Source organism: Thermus neutrinimicus (assembly GCF_022760955.1).
GTDB lineage: Bacteria > Deinococcota > Deinococci > Deinococcales > Thermaceae > Thermus > Thermus neutrinimicus.
In genome coordinates, this window is record NZ_JAKTNU010000005.1 from 74,767 (window position 1) to 91,418 (window position 16,652).

Annotated in this window: 17 protein-coding genes and 3 tRNA genes; 7 read left to right on the forward strand and 13 right to left on the reverse strand. The window is 65.4% G+C overall.

Annotated elements, in window-relative coordinates; all coding sequences use genetic code 11:
- The first annotated feature begins 2 nt into the window (after positions 1 to 2).
- Positions 3 to 470 (forward strand): D-aminoacyl-tRNA deacylase, encoded by a 468-nt coding sequence (dtd, locus tag L0C59_RS05020; protein WP_243090109.1) that lies wholly within the window; start codon positions 3 to 5, stop codon positions 468 to 470.
- A gap of 188 nt (positions 471 to 658) precedes the next feature.
- Positions 659 to 1,693, forward strand: coding sequence for a fatty acid desaturase (locus tag L0C59_RS05025; RefSeq protein WP_243090110.1), 1,035 nt, complete (start codon positions 659 to 661; stop codon positions 1,691 to 1,693).
- A gap of 167 nt (positions 1,694 to 1,860) precedes the next feature.
- Here the strand turns inward: L0C59_RS05025 and purH are convergent, their stop codons facing one another.
- Positions 1,861 to 3,351: a bifunctional phosphoribosylaminoimidazolecarboxamide formyltransferase/IMP cyclohydrolase gene (gene purH / locus L0C59_RS05030; protein ID WP_243090111.1), complete on the reverse strand. Its 1,491-nt coding sequence runs from the start codon at positions 3,349 to 3,351 to the stop codon at positions 1,861 to 1,863.
- 33 nt (positions 3,352 to 3,384) lie between these two features.
- Here purH and L0C59_RS05035 point away from each other — a divergent pair, with 33 nt between their 5' ends.
- From L0C59_RS05035 to L0C59_RS05045, 3 genes are all read left to right on the forward strand, one after another.
- Positions 3,385 to 3,771, forward strand: a complete 387-nt coding sequence (locus L0C59_RS05035; protein WP_243090112.1) for a GatB/YqeY domain-containing protein — start codon at positions 3,385 to 3,387, stop codon at positions 3,769 to 3,771.
- Positions 3,768 to 4,316, forward strand: a complete 549-nt coding sequence (locus L0C59_RS05040) for an NUDIX hydrolase (protein WP_243090113.1) — start codon at positions 3,768 to 3,770, stop codon at positions 4,314 to 4,316. Before L0C59_RS05035 ends, L0C59_RS05040 begins: the two co-directional genes overlap by 4 nt.
- 67 nt (positions 4,317 to 4,383) lie before the next feature.
- Positions 4,384 to 5,682 (forward strand): acetyl ornithine aminotransferase family protein, encoded by a 1,299-nt coding sequence (locus L0C59_RS05045; RefSeq protein WP_243090114.1) that lies wholly within the window; start codon positions 4,384 to 4,386, stop codon positions 5,680 to 5,682.
- A 151-nt stretch (positions 5,683 to 5,833) separates the two neighbouring features.
- Here L0C59_RS05045 and L0C59_RS05050 read toward each other — a convergent pair whose 3' ends face one another.
- From L0C59_RS05050 to L0C59_RS05080, 7 genes are all read right to left on the reverse strand, one after another.
- Positions 5,834 to 6,973 carry a BMP family ABC transporter substrate-binding protein gene (locus L0C59_RS05050; protein WP_243090115.1) on the reverse strand — a complete coding sequence of 380 codons (1,140 nt, stop codon included), beginning with the start codon at positions 6,971 to 6,973 and terminating at the stop codon, positions 5,834 to 5,836.
- Positions 6,974 to 6,976: 3 nt separating this feature from the next.
- Complete coding sequence (locus tag L0C59_RS05055) at positions 6,977 to 7,810, reverse strand: ABC transporter permease (protein ID WP_243090116.1); 834 nt, start codon at positions 7,808 to 7,810, stop codon at positions 6,977 to 6,979.
- Positions 7,810 to 8,859, reverse strand: coding sequence for an ABC transporter permease (locus L0C59_RS05060; protein ID WP_243090117.1), 1,050 nt, complete (start codon positions 8,857 to 8,859; stop codon positions 7,810 to 7,812). Before L0C59_RS05060 ends, L0C59_RS05055 begins: the two co-directional genes overlap by 1 nt.
- Positions 8,856 to 10,325 (reverse strand): ABC transporter ATP-binding protein, encoded by a 1,470-nt coding sequence (locus tag L0C59_RS05065; protein WP_243090147.1) that lies wholly within the window; start codon positions 10,323 to 10,325, stop codon positions 8,856 to 8,858. Before L0C59_RS05065 ends, L0C59_RS05060 begins: the two co-directional genes overlap by 4 nt.
- Positions 10,326 to 10,456: 131 nt before the next feature.
- A tRNA-Arg gene (locus L0C59_RS05070) sits at positions 10,457 to 10,532 on the reverse strand.
- Between the two features lie 37 nt (positions 10,533 to 10,569).
- Positions 10,570 to 10,645: transfer RNA gene (locus L0C59_RS05075), tRNA-Gly, on the reverse strand.
- 1 nt (position 10,646) lies between these two features.
- Positions 10,647 to 10,723: transfer RNA gene (locus L0C59_RS05080), tRNA-Pro, on the reverse strand.
- Between the two features lie 72 nt (positions 10,724 to 10,795).
- Here L0C59_RS05080 and tatA point away from each other — a divergent pair.
- On the forward strand, positions 10,796 to 10,960 hold the full coding sequence (gene tatA, locus L0C59_RS05085) for a twin-arginine translocase TatA/TatE family subunit (protein WP_038030191.1): 165 nt from the start codon (positions 10,796 to 10,798) through the stop codon (positions 10,958 to 10,960).
- On the opposite strand, the gene L0C59_RS05090 is transcribed toward tatA, so the two are convergent.
- The 5 genes from L0C59_RS05090 to L0C59_RS05110 form a co-directional block, all read right to left on the reverse strand.
- Positions 10,950 to 11,687, reverse strand: coding sequence for a formate dehydrogenase accessory sulfurtransferase FdhD (locus tag L0C59_RS05090; RefSeq protein ID WP_243090118.1), 738 nt, complete (start codon positions 11,685 to 11,687; stop codon positions 10,950 to 10,952). The genes tatA and L0C59_RS05090 overlap by 11 nt on opposite strands.
- A 163-nt stretch (positions 11,688 to 11,850) precedes the next feature.
- The gene (locus L0C59_RS05095) at positions 11,851 to 12,918 is read right to left on the reverse strand and encodes a tetratricopeptide repeat protein (RefSeq protein ID WP_243090119.1); all 1,068 of its coding nucleotides are present in this window, start codon (positions 12,916 to 12,918) and stop codon (positions 11,851 to 11,853) included.
- Positions 12,919 to 12,928: 10 nt separating this feature from the next.
- Positions 12,929 to 14,179 (reverse strand): ATP-dependent protease ATPase subunit HslU, encoded by a 1,251-nt coding sequence (gene hslU, locus L0C59_RS05100; protein WP_243090120.1) that lies wholly within the window; start codon positions 14,177 to 14,179, stop codon positions 12,929 to 12,931.
- Positions 14,176 to 14,718, reverse strand: coding sequence for an ATP-dependent protease subunit HslV (gene hslV / locus L0C59_RS05105; RefSeq protein WP_243090121.1), 543 nt, complete (start codon positions 14,716 to 14,718; stop codon positions 14,176 to 14,178). Before hslV ends, hslU begins: the two co-directional genes overlap by 4 nt.
- 46 nt (positions 14,719 to 14,764) lie before the next feature.
- Positions 14,765 to 15,145, reverse strand: a complete 381-nt coding sequence (locus L0C59_RS05110; RefSeq protein WP_243090122.1) for a nucleotidyltransferase domain-containing protein — start codon at positions 15,143 to 15,145, stop codon at positions 14,765 to 14,767.
- A gap of 97 nt (positions 15,146 to 15,242) precedes the next feature.
- Here L0C59_RS05110 and L0C59_RS05115 point away from each other — a divergent pair, with 97 nt between their 5' ends.
- Entirely contained in the window at positions 15,243 to 16,637 is a 1,395-nt protein-coding gene (locus L0C59_RS05115) for a sigma 54-interacting transcriptional regulator (protein WP_243090123.1), read from the forward strand.
- Positions 16,638 to 16,652: the final 15 nt, after the last annotated feature.

Sequence of the window (16,652 nt, forward strand, 5' to 3'; positions counted from 1 at the left end):
GCATGCGGGCGGTGGTGCAACGGGTTTCCGAGGCCTTCGTGGAGGCGAATGGCGAGGAGGTGGGGAGGATTGGCCTGGGGCTTCTGGTCCTCCTGGGGGTGGGGCAAGGGGACACGGTGGAGGATGCCCTCTACCTGGCGCGGAAGATCGTGGCCCTGCGCATCTTCGGGGACGAGAACGGCAAGATGAACCTTTCCCTGAAGGAGGTGGGAGGGGAGGTGCTCCTCGTGAGCCAGTTCACCCTTTATGCGGACACCCGCAAGGGCAACCGCCCCTCCTTCGTCAAGGCCGCACCCCCCGAGGTGGGGAAAAGGCTTTATGAGGCGGCCATAGAAGCCTTCCTGCAGCAGGGGGTGCACGTGGAAACCGGGATCTACGGGGCCCACATGCACGTGCACCTGGTGAACGATGGGCCGGTCACCCTCATCCTGGACTCGGAGGCAAGGCCCGAAAGGCTCAGGACCCGTTGAGGGGCATTGGAGCTCCAAAAAGTGCCCCCTGGGCATAGGGGAAGCCCAGCCGGGGCAACCCCTCACCCTCCCCACCCCAAGGGCCGCCAAGGGTACCCCGACTCCTCGGCCCACTTGGGCCTGGATATTCTCACCATCCTCACCCCCTTAGGGGCTAACCTGAGGCGCTCCTGGAAGGGAGTTAAGGTATGCAGAAGGTAGAGCCCAAAGACTGGATCCCCCTCATCAAACCCTACGCCAAGCCCCACACCCTACGGAGCCTCCGCCAGGTGGCCAATACCCTCCTTCCCTTTCTCCTCCTCTTCTACCTGGCCCACAAGGCCCTCTCCGTTTCCCTGGCCCTTACCCTCCTCCTGGACTTCGCGGCCGCCCTTTTTCTGGTACGGCTTTTCATCCTGCAGCACGATGCCGGCCACGGCTCCTTCTTCCCCAAGAAGTGGGCCAACGACCTTCTGGGCTTCTTCACCGGGGTTCTGACCCTGGTCCCCTATCACCACTGGCAGCTTTCCCACGCGCGGCACCACGCCACCAGCGGCAACCTGGACAAACGAGGGGTGGGGGACATCTACACCATGACCCTCGAGGAGTACCTGAAGGCCAGCCCCTGGGAGAGGCTCAAGTACCGGCTTTACCGGAATCCCTTGGTGATGTTCTTCCTGGGCCCCATCTACGTCTTCATGCTCTCCTACCGGCTTCCTTTAGGCTACGGCTCGGACAAGCCCTCGGTGCGGAACTCCGTGGCCTTAACCAACCTCTTCCTGGCCCTCTTGCTGGCGGGGATCGTGGTCTTTTTCGGGGTCAAGACGCTTCTCCTCGTATACTTGCCCATCCAGTACATGGCCGGAATGGTGGGCATTTTCCTCTTCTACGTGCAGCACCAGTTTGAGGACGCCTACTGGGAGCACGACCCCCGCTGGGAATACCTGAAGGCGGCCATGGAGGGAAGCACCTATTTGAAGCTTCCCAGGGTGCTCCAGTGGCTCACCGGGAACATAGGCTTCCACCACATCCACCACCTGGCCCCTAAGATCCCCAACTACCTCCTGCCCAAGGTGCAGGAGGAGGTGGACCTGGTAAAGGTGGCCCCCACGGTTACCCTCAAGGATGCCTTCAAGATCGCCTTCGCCGACATGCACCTCTACGACGAGGAACGCCGCAAGCTGGTGGGCTTTAAGGAGGCCCACCGGCGCTTGCGGGAAGCCCAAGGCAAAAAGGCCTACTAAACCCCTGGCTGCACCTTTGGGAGCCCCATGGGGCTCCCTTTCGGCTTCCCTAAGACCAGGTGTCCGCAAGCCCGCGGGCCCAGGTCCCGGGGGAGCCCCCCAACTGGATCAACAACCATGCCACACGGCCAGTGGGCTTGGCCTCGAGGCGCCCTAAGGGGAGGGATTCAATGCCGGAAGTGCCGCACCCCAGTGAAGACCATGGCCATGCCCAGCTCGTCCGCCGCCCGGATGGAGTCCTCGTCCCGCACGCTTCCGCCAGGCTGGATGATGGCGCGGATGCCAAACTCCCCCGCCAGACGCACCACGTCGTCAAAGGGGAAGAAGGCGTCCGAGGCCAGGACCGCTCCCCTGGCCTTCTCCTTGGCGGTCTTCAGGGCATGCTTGGCGGCGGCATAGCGGTTGGTCTGCCCCACCCCGATGCCCAGGGTCTGGCCCCCCTTGGCCACCACGATGGCATTGGAGCGCACGTGCTTCACCACCTTCCAGGCGAAGAGGAGGTCCTGCCATTCCTCCTCGGTGGGGGCCTTCTGCGTGACCACCTTGGGCTCCATGGGATCCCGGGTATCGGCGTCCTGAAGGAGCACCCCGCCCCTTAGGCGCCTCAAGTCCAGGTAAGCCCCCTGGGCGGGGAAGGGCACCTGAAGGAGGCGGAGGTTCTTCTTGCGGGAAAAGGCATCCAGGGCCTCTGGGGTGAAACCCGGGGCCAGGACCACCTCCAAAAACACCTCCCCCATGGCCACCGCCGTGGGCCCGTCCACCTCCCGGTTGAAGGCCACGATGCCCCCAAAGATGGAAACCGGGTCTGCCTCATAGGCCTTGCGGTACGCCTCCAGGGGACCTTCCCCCAAGGCCACCCCGCAGGGGTTCTGGTGCTTGATGGCCACGCAGGCAGGCCCCTCAAACTCCGAGACCAGGTTCCAGGCGGCCTCGGCGTCCAGGTAGTTGTTGAAGCTCATGGCCTTGCCCTGGAGGACCCGGGCCTCCAAAAGAGGCCCCTTCTCCCCATAAACCCGGTAGAGGGCCGCTTCCTGGTGTGGGTTCTCCCCGTAGCGCAAGGGGCTTTCCCGCCTCAGGACCAGAAACTTCTCGGGGGGAAACTTCTCCCCAGCCAGCCACTCCGCGATGGCAGCGTCGTAGCCTGCGGTGTGGGCGAAGGCCTTGCGGGCAAGCTCCCTCCGAAATTCCAGGGACGGGCCCTCCTCGAGGGCCTGGAGCACCCGGGGGTAGTCCTCGGGGTCGCACACGGGCAGGACCGCCATGTGGTTCTTGGCCGCTGCCCGCAGCATGGCCGGGCCCCCGATGTCGATCTGCTCCAGGGACTCGGCAAAACCCGCCCCCTTGGCCACCGTTTCCCGGAAGGGGTAGAGGTTCACCGCCAGGACCCCGATCCGCTCAAAGCCCAGGGCCTTTAGCTCCTCCTCTTGGTCGGGCCGGGCGAGAAGCCCCGCGTGCACCTTGGGGTGCAGGGTCTTGACCCGGCCCTCGAGGACCTCGGGAAAGCCGGTGAAGTCGGAGATGTAGGTGACGGGAAGCCCCGCCTCCACCAAGGCCCTATGGGTCCCCCCGGTGGCCAAGAGCCTGTAACCCAGCCCTAAAAGCCCTTGGGCGAAGAGCACAAGCCCCCTCTTGTCGGAAAGGGAAAGGAGCGCCCACATGAGGGGCATTTTACCGGCTACACTAAGTGGAGGATGAGCATCTACGAGGCCATCAAGGAAACCATCAAGGAGGCCATGAAGGCCCGGGATCAAAAGACCCTGGACTTCGCCCGGGTGGTGAAGGCGGAGCTGGACCGCAAAGGGGATGGCAAGGCCCTGCCCGACGCCGAGGCGGTTAAGGTGCTCAAGGCCCTGCGCGAGATCGCCCTGGAGCAGGGCAACACCTTCGAGGTGGAGTTCCTGGACCGCTTCCTGCCCAAGGAGATGAGCGAGGAGGAGATCGAGGCCTGGATCCGGGAAAACGTAGACCTATCCCAGTTTAAGACCCCTCTGGCCGCCATTGGGGTGGTGACCAAGGCCCTGGGACCCAGGGCCCCCGGGGAGAAGGTGCGCCGGGTCATAGAGCGCATGGCGAGATGAGTCCCTGGAAGCGCCTGGAGCTGGAAGAGATCCTCTCCGAGCCCGTGAGGCTGGTGCGGGAAAGGTTGCGCACCCACACCGGCAAGGAGCTCACCTACATCTACCGCCCGGGGCCGGTGGCCGCGAGTTTCGTCCTGCCCGTGACCGAAAAGGCCACCGCCCTCCTCATACGCCAGTACCGCCACCCCACGGGCAAGTTTCTCCTGGAGATCCCCGCGGGCAAGGTGGACCCTGGGGAAACCCCCTTGGAAGCCGCCCAGAGGGAACTTTTGGAGGAGGTGGGGGCCGAGGCCAAGCGGTTTTTCCCCCTTCCCCCCTTCCACCCCCAACCCTCCTTCACCGCGGTGGTCTTCCACCCCTTCCTGGCCCTTCAGGCGGAGGTGGTGGCCAGGCCAGCCCTGGAGGAGGGGGAGCTTCTGGAACCCGTGGAACTTCCCCTTCCCCAGGTCTACCGCCTCCTGGAGGCCGGGGAGATCCAGGACGCCTCCACCGCCCTCACCCTCTTTTACGCCCGCCCCCACCTGGAAGCCGAAGGCCTCCTGTAAAAAGCCGTCCTCTGATGCATAAAATGCGCCTGGGAAAGGGGCCAGGACCCTGGTAGACTGGCCCCGTATGAAGCCCAGCATCCATACTCCGCTTCCCGGTCCCAAGGCCAAGGCCCTCTTGGAAAGGGGTCAGGCCGTCCTCTCCTCCTCCTACATCCGCCCCTACCCCTTTGTCCCCGCCCGGGGGCAGGGGGTGTTCCTGGAGGACGTGGACGGGAACCTCTTCCTGGACTTCATGGCGGGGATAGCGGTCAACACCACGGGCTACGCCCACCCTAAGGTGCTGGAAGCCGTGCGGGCCCAGGCGGAGCGCTTCGCCCACGTGTGCTTTTCCGACTTCACCCACGAGCCCACCCTTTCCCTGGCGGAAAGGCTGGTGGGTAGGCTCGGCGGAGGCTACCGGGTCTTCTTCGGCAACTCGGGCACCGAGGGGATAGAAGCCGCCATCAAGCTGGTACGCCACCACACGGGAAGGCCCTACCTTCTGGCCTTTACCGGGGCCTTCCACGGCAGGAGCCTGGGCTCCCTCTCCCTCACCGCCAGCAAAAGCGCTTACCGCAAGGGCTTCTCCCCCCTTCTTCCCGGGGTGGTGCACGTGCCCTTCCCTAACCCCTTCCGCCCTCCCCTCGAGGCCAGGCCGGAGGAGGTGGGGAAAGCGGTGCTGGAATACCTGGAGCACCTTTTCCGCACCGTGGTGCCCCCGGAGGAGGTGGCCGCCTTCTTCTTGGAGCCCATACAGGGGGAAGGGGGGTATCTGTTGCCTCCTTCCGGCTTCATCCCCGAGCTCAAGGCTCTTCTGGAACGTTACGGCATCCTCCTGGTGGCGGATGAGGTGCAGTCGGGCGCCGGCCGCACCGGGCTCTTCTTCGCCCTCGAGCACGAGGGGGTGAAGGCGGACGTCTACGTCCTGGCCAAGGGCCTGGCCTCGGGCTACCCCATTAGCGCCCTTCTTTTCCGGGAGGAGCTTTCCAGCTGGCGCCCGGGGTCCCACGGCACCACCTTTGGCGGCCAGGCGGTGGCCGCGGCCGCCGCCCACGCCACCTTGGACCTCCTGGAGGCGGGCCTCATGGAAAACGCCAGGCAGGTGGGGGCCTACCTCCTCAGGGAGCTTAAGGCCCTTCAGGAACGCTTCCCCTTCCTTGGGGACGTGCGGGGGAGGGGGCTCATGATCGGCCTGGACTTCGGTACCCCAACGGAGGAGCGGCCCGACCTCAGGGACAAGGCGGTGGAGCTGGCCTTCAGGAAAGGGCTTCTCCTCCTTCCCGCAGGGCCCTCGGCCCTCCGCATCGCCCCGCCCCTCATCCTCACGGAGACGGAGGCGGCCATGGGCCTGGAGATCCTGGAGGAGGTCTTCCGGGCACTCTAAGGCCCTAAGGCTCCAGGGGCAAGGGGCTCAGAAACCCCTCCTGGGGGCCGTGCGGGAGGGATGCGGGAGGCTTGAAAACCATTCGCCCAGAAGCCAGGCAGCGGTGAAAAACGGGCCAGGGAGGACCTCCCTGGCCCCAACCCCGCAGGTTCTACTTGGGCTCTCCGGGCCAGTCCCCCACCACTCCTGGCGCCGCCCACTCCATGGTGAGGAGCTCCTCGAGGGTGGCCTTTTTGCCCGCCGGGATACGCAATACCCCCTTCCGGTCCCGGATGGGCCCCGTGAAGGGATCAAAGGTGGGCTTGGGGCTCTGCATATCCTGCAGAAGGGCCATGATGCGGTCGTAGACGCTCACCTTCTTCCCGCCCACGGTCATCTCCGCCTTCTTTAACAGGGGCACGTGCTTGGGGTTTATGGGCACCCCGTAGTCCGCGCCCATCTCCACCGCCTTGTGCTGCAGGAGCCAGAAGTAATCCACATTCTGCAGGTTCTTGGCGGTGTAGACACCCTCCCTCACCTTCTTGAGGAAGTCGATGTAGATCACATCCCAGTGGACGATCTGGCCGGAGACCACGTGGTCCGGGGCAAACTTCAGCATGGGGGTGTAGTGGCCGAAGGAGTAAGCCCCCTTTCTGGCCGCCGTCTGGATCACCGTGGGGGTGTCCTCGGTGAAGGCGAAGACGTCCGCCCCCTGGGCCAGAAGGGCCTCCGTGGCCTCCCTGGCCTTGGCCGGATCGTACCAGGCGTTAATCCAGCGCACCAAGACCTGGGCCTTGGGGTTCACCGCCCGAACCCCCAGGGTGAAGGCGTTGATGTGCCGCTTCACCTCGGGGATGGGGAAGGCGGCCACATACCCCACCTTACCCGTCTTGGAAAGGGCCCCGGCGGCCAGGCCGTTCAGGTAGTAAACCTGGTAGAAGTCGGCCATGTAGGTGGCCACGTTGGGAGCCCGCTTGATCCCGGTGGCGTGGGCGAAGATGACGTTCGGGTACTTCCTCGCCCCCTCGAGGACCGCCTCCATATACCCGAAGCTGGTGGCGAAGATCACCTGGCACCCTTCCTTCACAAACCGGTCGATAACGGGAAGGGCCTGGGCCTCGGGCACGCTCTCCACATACCGGGTCTCCAGCCAAGGAAGGGCGGCCTCCGCCTTCTTCCGCCCTTGATCGTGGGCGAAGGTCCATCCCGCATCCCCGATGGGCCCCACGTAGATGAAGCAGGCCTTGAGCCCATCCCCTTGGGCCCACGCCAACCCCAACGCCAACACCAGCAAAACCCCTATTCTCCTCATAGCTCACCTCCCCCGGTCAAAGGGCTGGCCCAGGGCCTTGGGGGCCCGGGCGCGGCCCGATAGGGCCAGGACCAGGATAACCAAAAGGTAGGGCATGGCGGCAAAGGCCTCCGCCGGTATAGGTACACTGCCCTGCAGGCGGAACTGCAGGAAGAATAGGAGGCCAAAAAAGTAGGCCCCCAACACGGCCCTCAAGGGGTGCCAGCCCGCCAGGATCACCAAGGCGATGGCTACCCAGCCCAGCCCTGAGGTCATGCCGTCTGTCCAGGAAGGGCGGTAGGCCAGGGAGAGGTAGGCCCCAGCCAGGCCGATTATCCCACCCCCCAGGGCCAAGGCCAGGTACCGCACCCCCTCCACGCTCACCCCGAAGAGATCCGCCGCCTTGGGGTTTTCCCCCACGCTCCTCAGGTAAAGGCCAAAGCGGGTGCGGGAAAGAAGGAGGTGGAGGCCCAAAGCCAAGGCCAAGGCCACCAGGGCCAGACCCCCCTCCGGCAGGGGCTGGGGTAGGGGCACCCCCTCATACCGCTTCCCCAAAAGCCCCGAGGCCCCAAGGCCCAAGGCGGCCAGGGCGAGCCCCGCCACGAACTGGTTGGCCCGGAGGACCACGGCAAAGAGGCCCAGGAAAAGGCCCATGAAGGAGCCTACCCCTACCCCGGCAAGAATCCCCCTAACCGGCCCGACCTCGAGGGCCACGGCAAAGGCTCCCAGGGCGGAGAGCGCCATCATGCCCTCCACCCCCAGGTTCACCACCCCACCCCGCTCGGAAAGGAGAGCCCCCAAGGAGGCAAGGAGTATGGGCGTCCCAAACAGCACCGCGCGCACCAGAGCCTCTTCCATCAGCGCCTCCAGATCAAGCGACGTTGGCTCAAGGCCTCAGCCCCGATGAGGCTAAGGAGCAAAAGCCCCGCCACCACATCCACCACCCGGAAGGGCATGGAAAGGGAAAGCTTCAGGGCATCCCCACCGGCCAGGATGAGGCCGAGAAGGGGAGCGGTAAAGAGCACCCAAAGGGGCCTTCCCCGGGCCAACCAGGCCACCAGGATGGCGGTGAAGCCGTACCCCAGGGAAATCTGGGCAGGCTCCAAGAGCCTCAGGTGAATGCCCGCCACCTCCCCCACCCCCGCAAGGCCCGCAAGAAACCCGGAAAGAAGCGCGGCCAAGGGGATCAGCCTGCCCCCCTTAAGGCCCAGGTACCGGGCAGCCTCGGGGTTTTCCCCCAGGATTCGCCACTCAAAGCCCAAGGGGGTGCGGAAGAGAAGGAGCTGAAGCCCCAAGGCCGCCGCAATGCCAAGGACCAGGGTGGGCCAGTGCACCAGGGTATCCCCCAGGCGGGGAAGCTTTGCCTCCGGGGGAAACGGGTCCGTGTAGAGGAAGCCGAAGACCGTCTGCCCCTTCCAGGGTCCCGCCACCAGGTAGACCACCAGGTAGTAAACCAGGTAGTTCTGCATGAGGGTGGTCAGGATCTCGTTGGCCCCAAAGCGCACCCGAAGCCAGGCGGCAAGCCCGCTCCAAACCGCCCCCAAACCACCCCCCAGAAGGAACATAAGGGCCAGGGTCCAGGGCCCAGGGGGTAGAAAAAGGGCCACGTAGGCTCCCCCTACCGCTCCCATAAGGAGCTGCCCCTCCGCCCCAATGTTGAAAAACCCCACCCGGAAGGCCAAGGCCAGGCCCGAGCCGATAAGGAGAAGGGGGATGGTGCGCCGCACCACCTCCGCTAAGCCCAAGGTATCCATGAGGGGCGAGAGAAGGAGGCCATACGCCTTAAGGGGCACTACCCCGTAAAGGAGGAAGAGCACACCCAGGCCCAGGAGGGATAGCAAAAGAAAAACGGCATAGGTGAGAAGGACCTTCGGGGGGGAGGGGTTTGGATCCAACTCCCACCTCATATTCGCCCCTCCGTCATCATCCTCCCCAGGCGTTCCCGGTCCGCCTCCCCCCGGGAAATGGGCCCCACGAAGCGCCCGCGGTACAGGGCCGCCACCTTATGGGAGAGGGCCAGGATCTCGTCCAGGTCCTCACTGACCAAAACCACAGCCCCACCCGCTTGTACCAGCTCTAGAATACGCCCGTGGACCTCCTCCGTGGCCCCCACATCCAGCCCGTAGGTGGGGTGCATGGCCAAAAGGAGGCGAGGCCCCCCCTGAAGCTCCCGGGCCAGGATCACCTTCTGCACGTTTCCCCCCGAGAGGAACCGCACGGGGGTGCGGGGGGAGGGGGTGCGGATGCCGTAGCGCTGGATCAAGCCCTCCGCCTCCTTCTCCATGGCCCGGTAATCCAGGAGGCCCCTGCGAACAAACCGGGGGTAGGTCCTAAGGGCTAGGTTTTCCGCCACGCTCATGCCGCCCACCACCCCCATGCTCCGCTCCTCGGGAACATGGGCCACCCCCTGTCGGAAGAGATGGTTGGGATCCCGGGGCCAGGGCCTGCCGAGGAAGCGCACCCGGCCCTGGTGGGGCCTGAGCCCCGCCAGGGCTTGCACCAGCTCCGCCTGCCCGCTTCCCGCCACCCCCGCAATCCCCAGCACCTCTCCCGCCCGCAGGGCAAAGGAAACCCCCTGAACAGGAAAACCATGCCGGGGCACCAGAAGGTCCTCCACCTCGAGGATCACCTCCTCCCGGGGCGGGGGCATCTTGGGGGGCGGGGCCAGGCTTCGGCCCACCATAAGGCGCACCAGGAGGTCCTTGCTGGCCTCCTTCCGCCAAACCTCCCCCACCTTCTCCCCAGCCCTAAGCACCGCGATCCGGTCAGCAATGGCCAAAACCTCCTCCAACTTGTGGCTGATGAAGATCACCGCAAGGCCCAGGGCCTTGAGGCGCAGGATCTCCTGAAAAAGCCCGTCCACCTCCTTGGGGGTAAGAACGCTGGTGGGCTCGTCCAAAACCAGCACCTTGGGGCGGTTGAGAAGGGCGCGGAGGAGCTCCACCCTTTGCTTTTCCCCAGCGGAAAGACGGGCCGCAGGCGCCTCGAGGTCCACGCCCAATGGATGCCCCTCCAAAAGGGCCGCAAGCCGCCGCACGAGAGCCCGGCGGGAGAAAACCAGAGGCAGATCCAGGCCTAAAGCCAGGTTCTCGGCCACGGTGTGGGCCTCGATGAGCTCAGGATGCTGGGGCACCAAGGCAATGCCCAGGCGCTGGGCGGCCTTGGGGGATGGGATGCGTACCTCCTGGCCCTCCAGGAGGATCCGCCCCTCGTCCGGGGCATAGAGGCCGTAAAGGATGCTCACCAAAGTGGTCTTCCCCGCCCCGTTTTCCCCCAGAAGGGCCAGGACCTCCCCCCGGGCCACCTCGAGGGTGACCCGGCGGTTGGCCACCACGGAACCAAAGCGCTTGGTGATGTTCTCCAGTTTCAGCATGGACAGGGCCCCGAGGGCCGGCCTTGAGAATACCATGCTCGAGGCCCCTTCTCGTCCCCTTAGGCGGTAGATAAGCCGCAAAAGGCATCCCCCGGCCATGCCACCGGGGGTAAACCTTTGCGTCCTGGGCTTGGCGGGCCCGGAGGGATTCGAACCCCCGACCTACCGCTTAGAAGGCGGCTGCTCTGTCCCCTGAGCTACGGGCCCATAGGCGAAGCCGGGGTGAAACCTCACCCCGGCCATCTGGAGCGGGAGACGGGACTCGAACCCGCGACCCTCGGCTTGGAAGGCCGATGCTCTACCAACTGAGCTACTCCCGCGTGGTCGGGGCGGCCCGATTTGAACGGGCGACCCCCTGCTCCCAAAGCAGGTGCGCTACCGGCCTGCGCTACGCCCCGGGGCCTTCGGCCACCCCAGAGGCCACGATAACACTTGACCTCAAGAGGGTCAAGGCGTGCTACAATAGCCGCATGCGCTTAGGTCCAGTGGAAATCCTCCTCATCCTTCTCGTCATCCTCCTCCTCTTCGGCGCCAAGAAGCTTCCCGAGCTGGCCCGGGGCATTGGCCAGTCGGCCAAGGAGTTCAAAAAGGGCCTCCAGGAGGGCGAGGAAAAGAAGGAAGAGCCTAAGGCCTGAGAACCCCCTCGGGCACCGGCATACCGCCTGGGGCGTAGAGGCGGTAGCCTGTTGGGCGCACGTAGGCCGCCAGGGCCAAGCCGTAGCGGCGGGCTAGCTCCACGGCAGGGAGGGTGGCTCCCGTGCGGCTCGCCAGGAGCACCGCGCCCATACCGATGGCTTTGCCCGCCATCTCCTGGCTTACCCTCCCCGTTACCGCCAAGAGCACGGGAGGCTGTACCCCCTCCAGGAGCATGTACCCCGCCAGGCGGTCCACGGCGTTGTGGCGACCAATATCCTCATTGATGTAGAGAAGCTGTCCGGAAAGGTCAAAGAGGGCCGCTCCGTGTATACCCCGGGTCCGGGCGTAGCGCACCGCATGCTGGCGCAGTTGGGCCATGAGCTCCAGGGGAAGTCTGGGCTCCAGGGGCAACCTAGGCAGGGGGGAAAGGCGGGGTTCACCATAGCGTAGCCCCGCAGCGCAACCGCTATCCCGTACGCCCACCCCCTTGTCGGGATCCCCGGGCAGGTCCACGGCCACCACCCCCTCGCCCACCAACCAGCGCACCCCCTCGAGGCCCGAAAGCACCCCGCTCAAGAAGAGATGGCCGAGGGCCAGGTAGGCCTCGTCCCCGGGGGTGTAGCTGAAAGAAGTCCAGGGCTTCCCGTTTACCAAAAGGAGGAAGCGCTCCTCCTCAGGCAGGGGGAAGGTTTCCCCCAGGAAACGGCCTCCCTCAAACCTCCACATCCTCTTCCTCCGCCAAGGCGTACCAAGCAGCCCTGGCCCTAAGGGCGGGTAGGTCTAGCTCCGCCTTGAGCCTTAGGTCCTGAACCACAAAGCGCTCCCCACAAGAGCGGCACACGTAAACCCGGTAAGGGCCCTCCTTTTCTATTCTAGCCGGCTATACCCCCTAAAGCCGCTTGAGCACCTCCTCCGCCTCCTTGTAGCCGGGCTTTAACTTTAAAGCCTCCTGGCACTGGTAACGGGCGCCCTCCTTGTCCCCTAGCTTTTCGTTGGCCAGGCAGAGCTGGTATCGGTACTCGGCCCGCTTGGGCTCGAGGCGCACCGCCACCGTGAGGCGGCTTTTGGCCTTCTGGGCATCCCCCAGGGCCAGGTAGATCTGCCCCAGGTAGTAATAGGCCACGGGGAAGCGCAAAGGGGCCAGGGCCACCGCGTTCTCCAGGGCTACCCCTGCCTCCTTGGAACGACCCAGGAGGAAATAGGCCTGGCCCAAGGTGTACCAACCCTCGGCATCTAGGGGCTTGAGGCGGTAGCCCTCCTCCAAAACCCTCACCGCCTCCTCCGCCCGACCCTTCAGGAGGAGGGCCGAGGCATAGCGGACCCTCAGGTTTCCATCCTGGGGTAAAAGCTGGACCGCTTTGGCGTACTGCTCCAGGGCCTCATCCAGGCGGCCTGCCGCCAGATAGAGCTCGGCCAAAGCCCCCCTCACCTCCGCGGAGTCCTGCAGGCTCAGGGCCCTCTTAAAGGCCTCCTCCGCCTTGTCCGCCTGGCCCAGGAAGGCGTAGACCAGACCCCTTTGGGCATGGAGGGGAGCGTAGCGGGGGTTCACCCGCTCGGCATCGCGGAGTACGGTCAGAGCCTGATCCAGATAGCCCTTCCCCTTCTCCCGATCCTCCGAGGCCCGAAAGAGGGCCACATAGGCCTCGGAAAGAACCATGTACCCCCCGATGTACCGGGGGTTCCTGGCCACCAGACCCTTGGCGTTCTCCAAGGCGGGGTTGAGGAGCCCCACTTTGAGCTGGGCCCGGGCCAGCCAGTAGAGGATGTCCGGGTCCTGGGGTTTCTCCTTCAAGGCCCGCTCAAAGAGCTCCAGGGCCGCCTCGTACCGGCCCAGGGCGTAAAGCTGTACCCCAAGCCGGAAGGCATCCTGCTTCTCCACCTGGTTGGAGGGGGGTGGGGGGGTCTGGGCTAGAGCAGGTCCAGCCAGCAAACCCAAAGCCAAAAGGATCCAGCGCATCTTTACCCTCCTACAGCACAAACCGCGTCATGTCCGGGGAAGCGAAAACCGCTTCCAACCTCTGCTCCACATAGGCCCGGGTGATCTCCACCCGGCCCAGGTCCGTCTGGAAGCTGACCTCCTCCAGCACCCGTTCCAAGACCGTGGCCAGCCTCCTGGCCCCGATGTCCTCGAGCTCCTGATTAGCCCGGTAGGCCGCCTCGGCGATGGCCCTTAGGGCATCCTCATGGAAGAGGAGCTCCGTGCCGTCTGCCCGTAAAAGCTCCGTGTACTGGCGGATCAAGGAGTTTTCCGGCTCCTTCAGGATGCGGTAAAACTCCTCGGGGCCCAAGGGGGAAAGCTCCACCCGGATGGGGAACCGGCCCTGGAGCTCGGGGATCAGGTCCGAGGGCTTGGCCACATGGAAGGCCCCCGCGGCGATGAAGAGCACATGCTCGGTGGACACCGGACCGATGCGGGTGGAGACCACCGTACCCTCCACGATGGGCAGGAGGTCCCGCTGGACCCCCTCCCCGGACACATCCGGCCCCACCGTGCCCTCCCGGCGGGCCACCTTGTCGATCTCGTCAATGAAGACGATTCCGTCCTCCTGGGCCCGCCTCCTGGCCTCTTCCTTCAACTCCTCCTTATCGATGAGGCGCTCGGCGTGCTGGTTCTTGAGCACCTCCCGGGCTTCCTTTACCGTCATGCGCTTGCGCACCGGCCGCTTGGGAAGAAGGCCTTTCAGCATCTCCCCCATGCCGCCAAAGCCCTCGCCCCCGAGGACACCCATGAAGGGCAGGCTCACCTCCTCTTCCACCTGCACCTCCACAGAGAGGCTATCCAGCCGCCCCGCGCGCACCTCGGCCACCGAGGCGCGGAGCAGGGTGGCCAGCTCCTCCTCGGCCAGGGCCAGGGCTTTTTCCTCCACCTTCTTTTTCATCTCCTCCATCACCAGCTGGTAGCTGGCCTCCGCCAGGTCCCGCACGATGGCGTCCACATCCCGGCCCACGTAACCCACCTCGGTGAACTTGGTGGCCTCCACCTTGACAAAGGGAGCCCCCGCCAGGCGGGCCAGGCGGCGGGCGATCTCCGTCTTACCCACCCCCGTGGGCCCGATCATGAGGATGTTCTTGGGGGTCACCTCCCGGGCCACCTCGGGCGGAAGTTTCTTCCGGCGGTACCGGTTCCTCAAGGCCACGGCCACCGCCCGCTTGGCCGCCTCTTGTCCCACGATGTGCTTGGAAAGCTCCCGAACGATCTCCGCAGGCGTGAGGTTCATGCTTCCTCCAGGGTGAGAACCGTCACCTGGCCCGAGGTGTAAAGATCCACCTCAGCCGCAATCTTAAGGGCCTCCTCAGCGATCTCCCGAGCGGAAAGGCCGGAGTGCCGGTAGAGGGCCTTGGCCGCCGCCAAGGCATAGGGGCCCCCAGACCCCACCGCCAAAAGGGGTTCCTCGGGGGTGATGACCTCGCCGCTTCCGGAAAGGAGCACCATCCCCTCCCGGTCGGCGGCAATGATCATGGCCTGAAGGTGGCGCAACACCCGGTCGGTGCGCCAAAGCTTGGCGGTTTCCACCGCCCCCTTGAGCAGGTTGCCCTTGGCCTCCTTAAGCTTCTCCTCAAAGCGCTCCAGAAGGCTTAAGGCGTCCGCCACCCCGCCGGCAAAGCCCACCAGGATGCCTTCCCCCACCTCGAGGCGCCGCACCTTCACCGCCCCCCGCTTGAGGACGGTCTGCCCGAAGGTAACCTGGCCATCCCCGGCCAAGGCGGTAACCCCGTCCTTGCGCACGGCCAAGATGGTGGTGCCATGGATCTCCACGAGAGGCACCTTACCGCCAGGGGATGAGAAGGGCGTTAGGCGAGGATTACGGGGAAGAGGACGCCAGGCCCTTCAGGCGGGCCCAGGCCCCTTCCCGCTCAAAGAGGGGAACACCCTCCCGCAGGGCCGCATGGACCAGGCCATGCCCCTCCCAAAGACCCCTTACCGCTTCCTCCCAGGTGTAGGGAAAGACCTCCACCCTCCGGATCCCCTGCGGCCGGTAGAGGACCAGGCGCTCGGGGAAGGGCAAGGGGGAGCCTTCCAAAAGGACCAAGAGGTCGGCGTCGCTCATGGCCGTGGCCTCCCCCCGGGCCAAGGAGCCAAAGAGGACCACCGCCAGAACCTCCGGCCGCTCCGCCAACCAGGCCGTAGCCCGTTCCAACTCCGCACGGCGGGCCTCGGGATCAAAGGTGAAAATCCTCGTCACAGCACCCCCAGTCCCTCCCCCGATTCATGCCCCTATGCTACCCCCGTGCCGCCCTCCGCCACAAACCCCTAACCTCCCCTGGGCCTAAACTGGAGGGGTGAAGGCCAAGACTCTCGGCGAACTCCGGCGCACCTATCCCATGGAGAAGCTTGGGCGCACCGTCAAGGACGAGGCCCGGGAAAACCTCAAGGAAAAGCTCCGCAAAGGGGAAAGGCTTTTCCCAGGCATCCACGGGTACGAGGACACCGTCATCCCCGCCTTGGTCCAGGCCATCCTGGCCAAGCAAAACTTCATCCTCCTGGGCACCCGGGGCCAGGCCAAAAGCCGTATCCTTCGCAGCTTGATCAACCTTCTGGACGAGGAGATCCCCGCCCTGGCCACCGAGCTTCGGGACAACCCCCTAAGGCCCATCTCACCGGAAGGGAAGCGGCTTCTGGAGGAGGCCGGGGACGAGGCTCCCATCGTCTGGATAACCCGGGAGGAGCGGTATGTGGAGAAACTGGCCACCCCCGACACCACCGTGGCCGACCTCCTGGGGGACATGGACCCCATCAAGGCAGCCCGCAAGGGAACGGGTATGGCTGACCTGGAAAGCATCCACTTTGGCCTCCTTCCCCGGGCCAACCGGGGCATCTTTGCCGTGAACGAGCTGGCCGACCTCGCCCCCAAGGTGCAGGTGGCCCTGTTCAACATCCTGGAGGAAGGCGACGTGCAGATACGCGGCTACCCCATCCGCCTGCCCTTGGACGTCTGGCTGGTCTTCACCGCCAATCCCCAGGACTACACGGCCAGGGGACGGATCGTGACCCCCCTCAAAGACCGCATCGGCAGCGAGATCCGCACCCACTACCCCAAGACCCTCGAGGAGGGCCTTCGGATCAGCGCCCAGGAAGCCTTCGTGCCGGAAGGGGTTCTCATCCCCGAGTGGATCCGCCTTTCCGTGGAGGCCGTGGCCTTCGCCGCCCGGGAAGACCGGCGGGTGGACCAGACGGCCGGCGTTTCCCAACGCCTTTCCATAAGCCTTCTGGAGGTGGTGGCGGCCAGCGCCGAGAGGCGGGCTCTCCTTCAGGGCACGCGGCCTGTGGCCCGTCCCCTGGACCTCTACGCGGGGCTTCCCGCCATCACCGGGAAGCTGGAGTTGGAGTACGAGGGGGAGCTTCAGGGAGCGGAAAAGGTGGCCCGGGACCTGGTGCAAAGGGCCTTTGGCATGGTTATCCCCCGCTACCGCTTGAGGACCGAGGCCATCGTGGCCTATTTCGAAGAGGGAAACCTCCTCACCCTGCCGGAGGGAAGCGTGGAGGAGGCCCTAAGCGCCATGGCGGAGGTGCCGGGACTCTTAGAGGCGGCAAGGGCCCTGGCGGAAAGCCAGGAGCCCGAGGGGCTCCTTTCCGCGGCGGAGTTTATCCTGGAGGGGCTGGTGGGCAGGAGAAAGCTCGCCCGGGGGGAGATGAGCTACCAGGCGGCGGAGAGGACGCGGAGCTATGGCAACTAGCCTGGACCGGGGCAT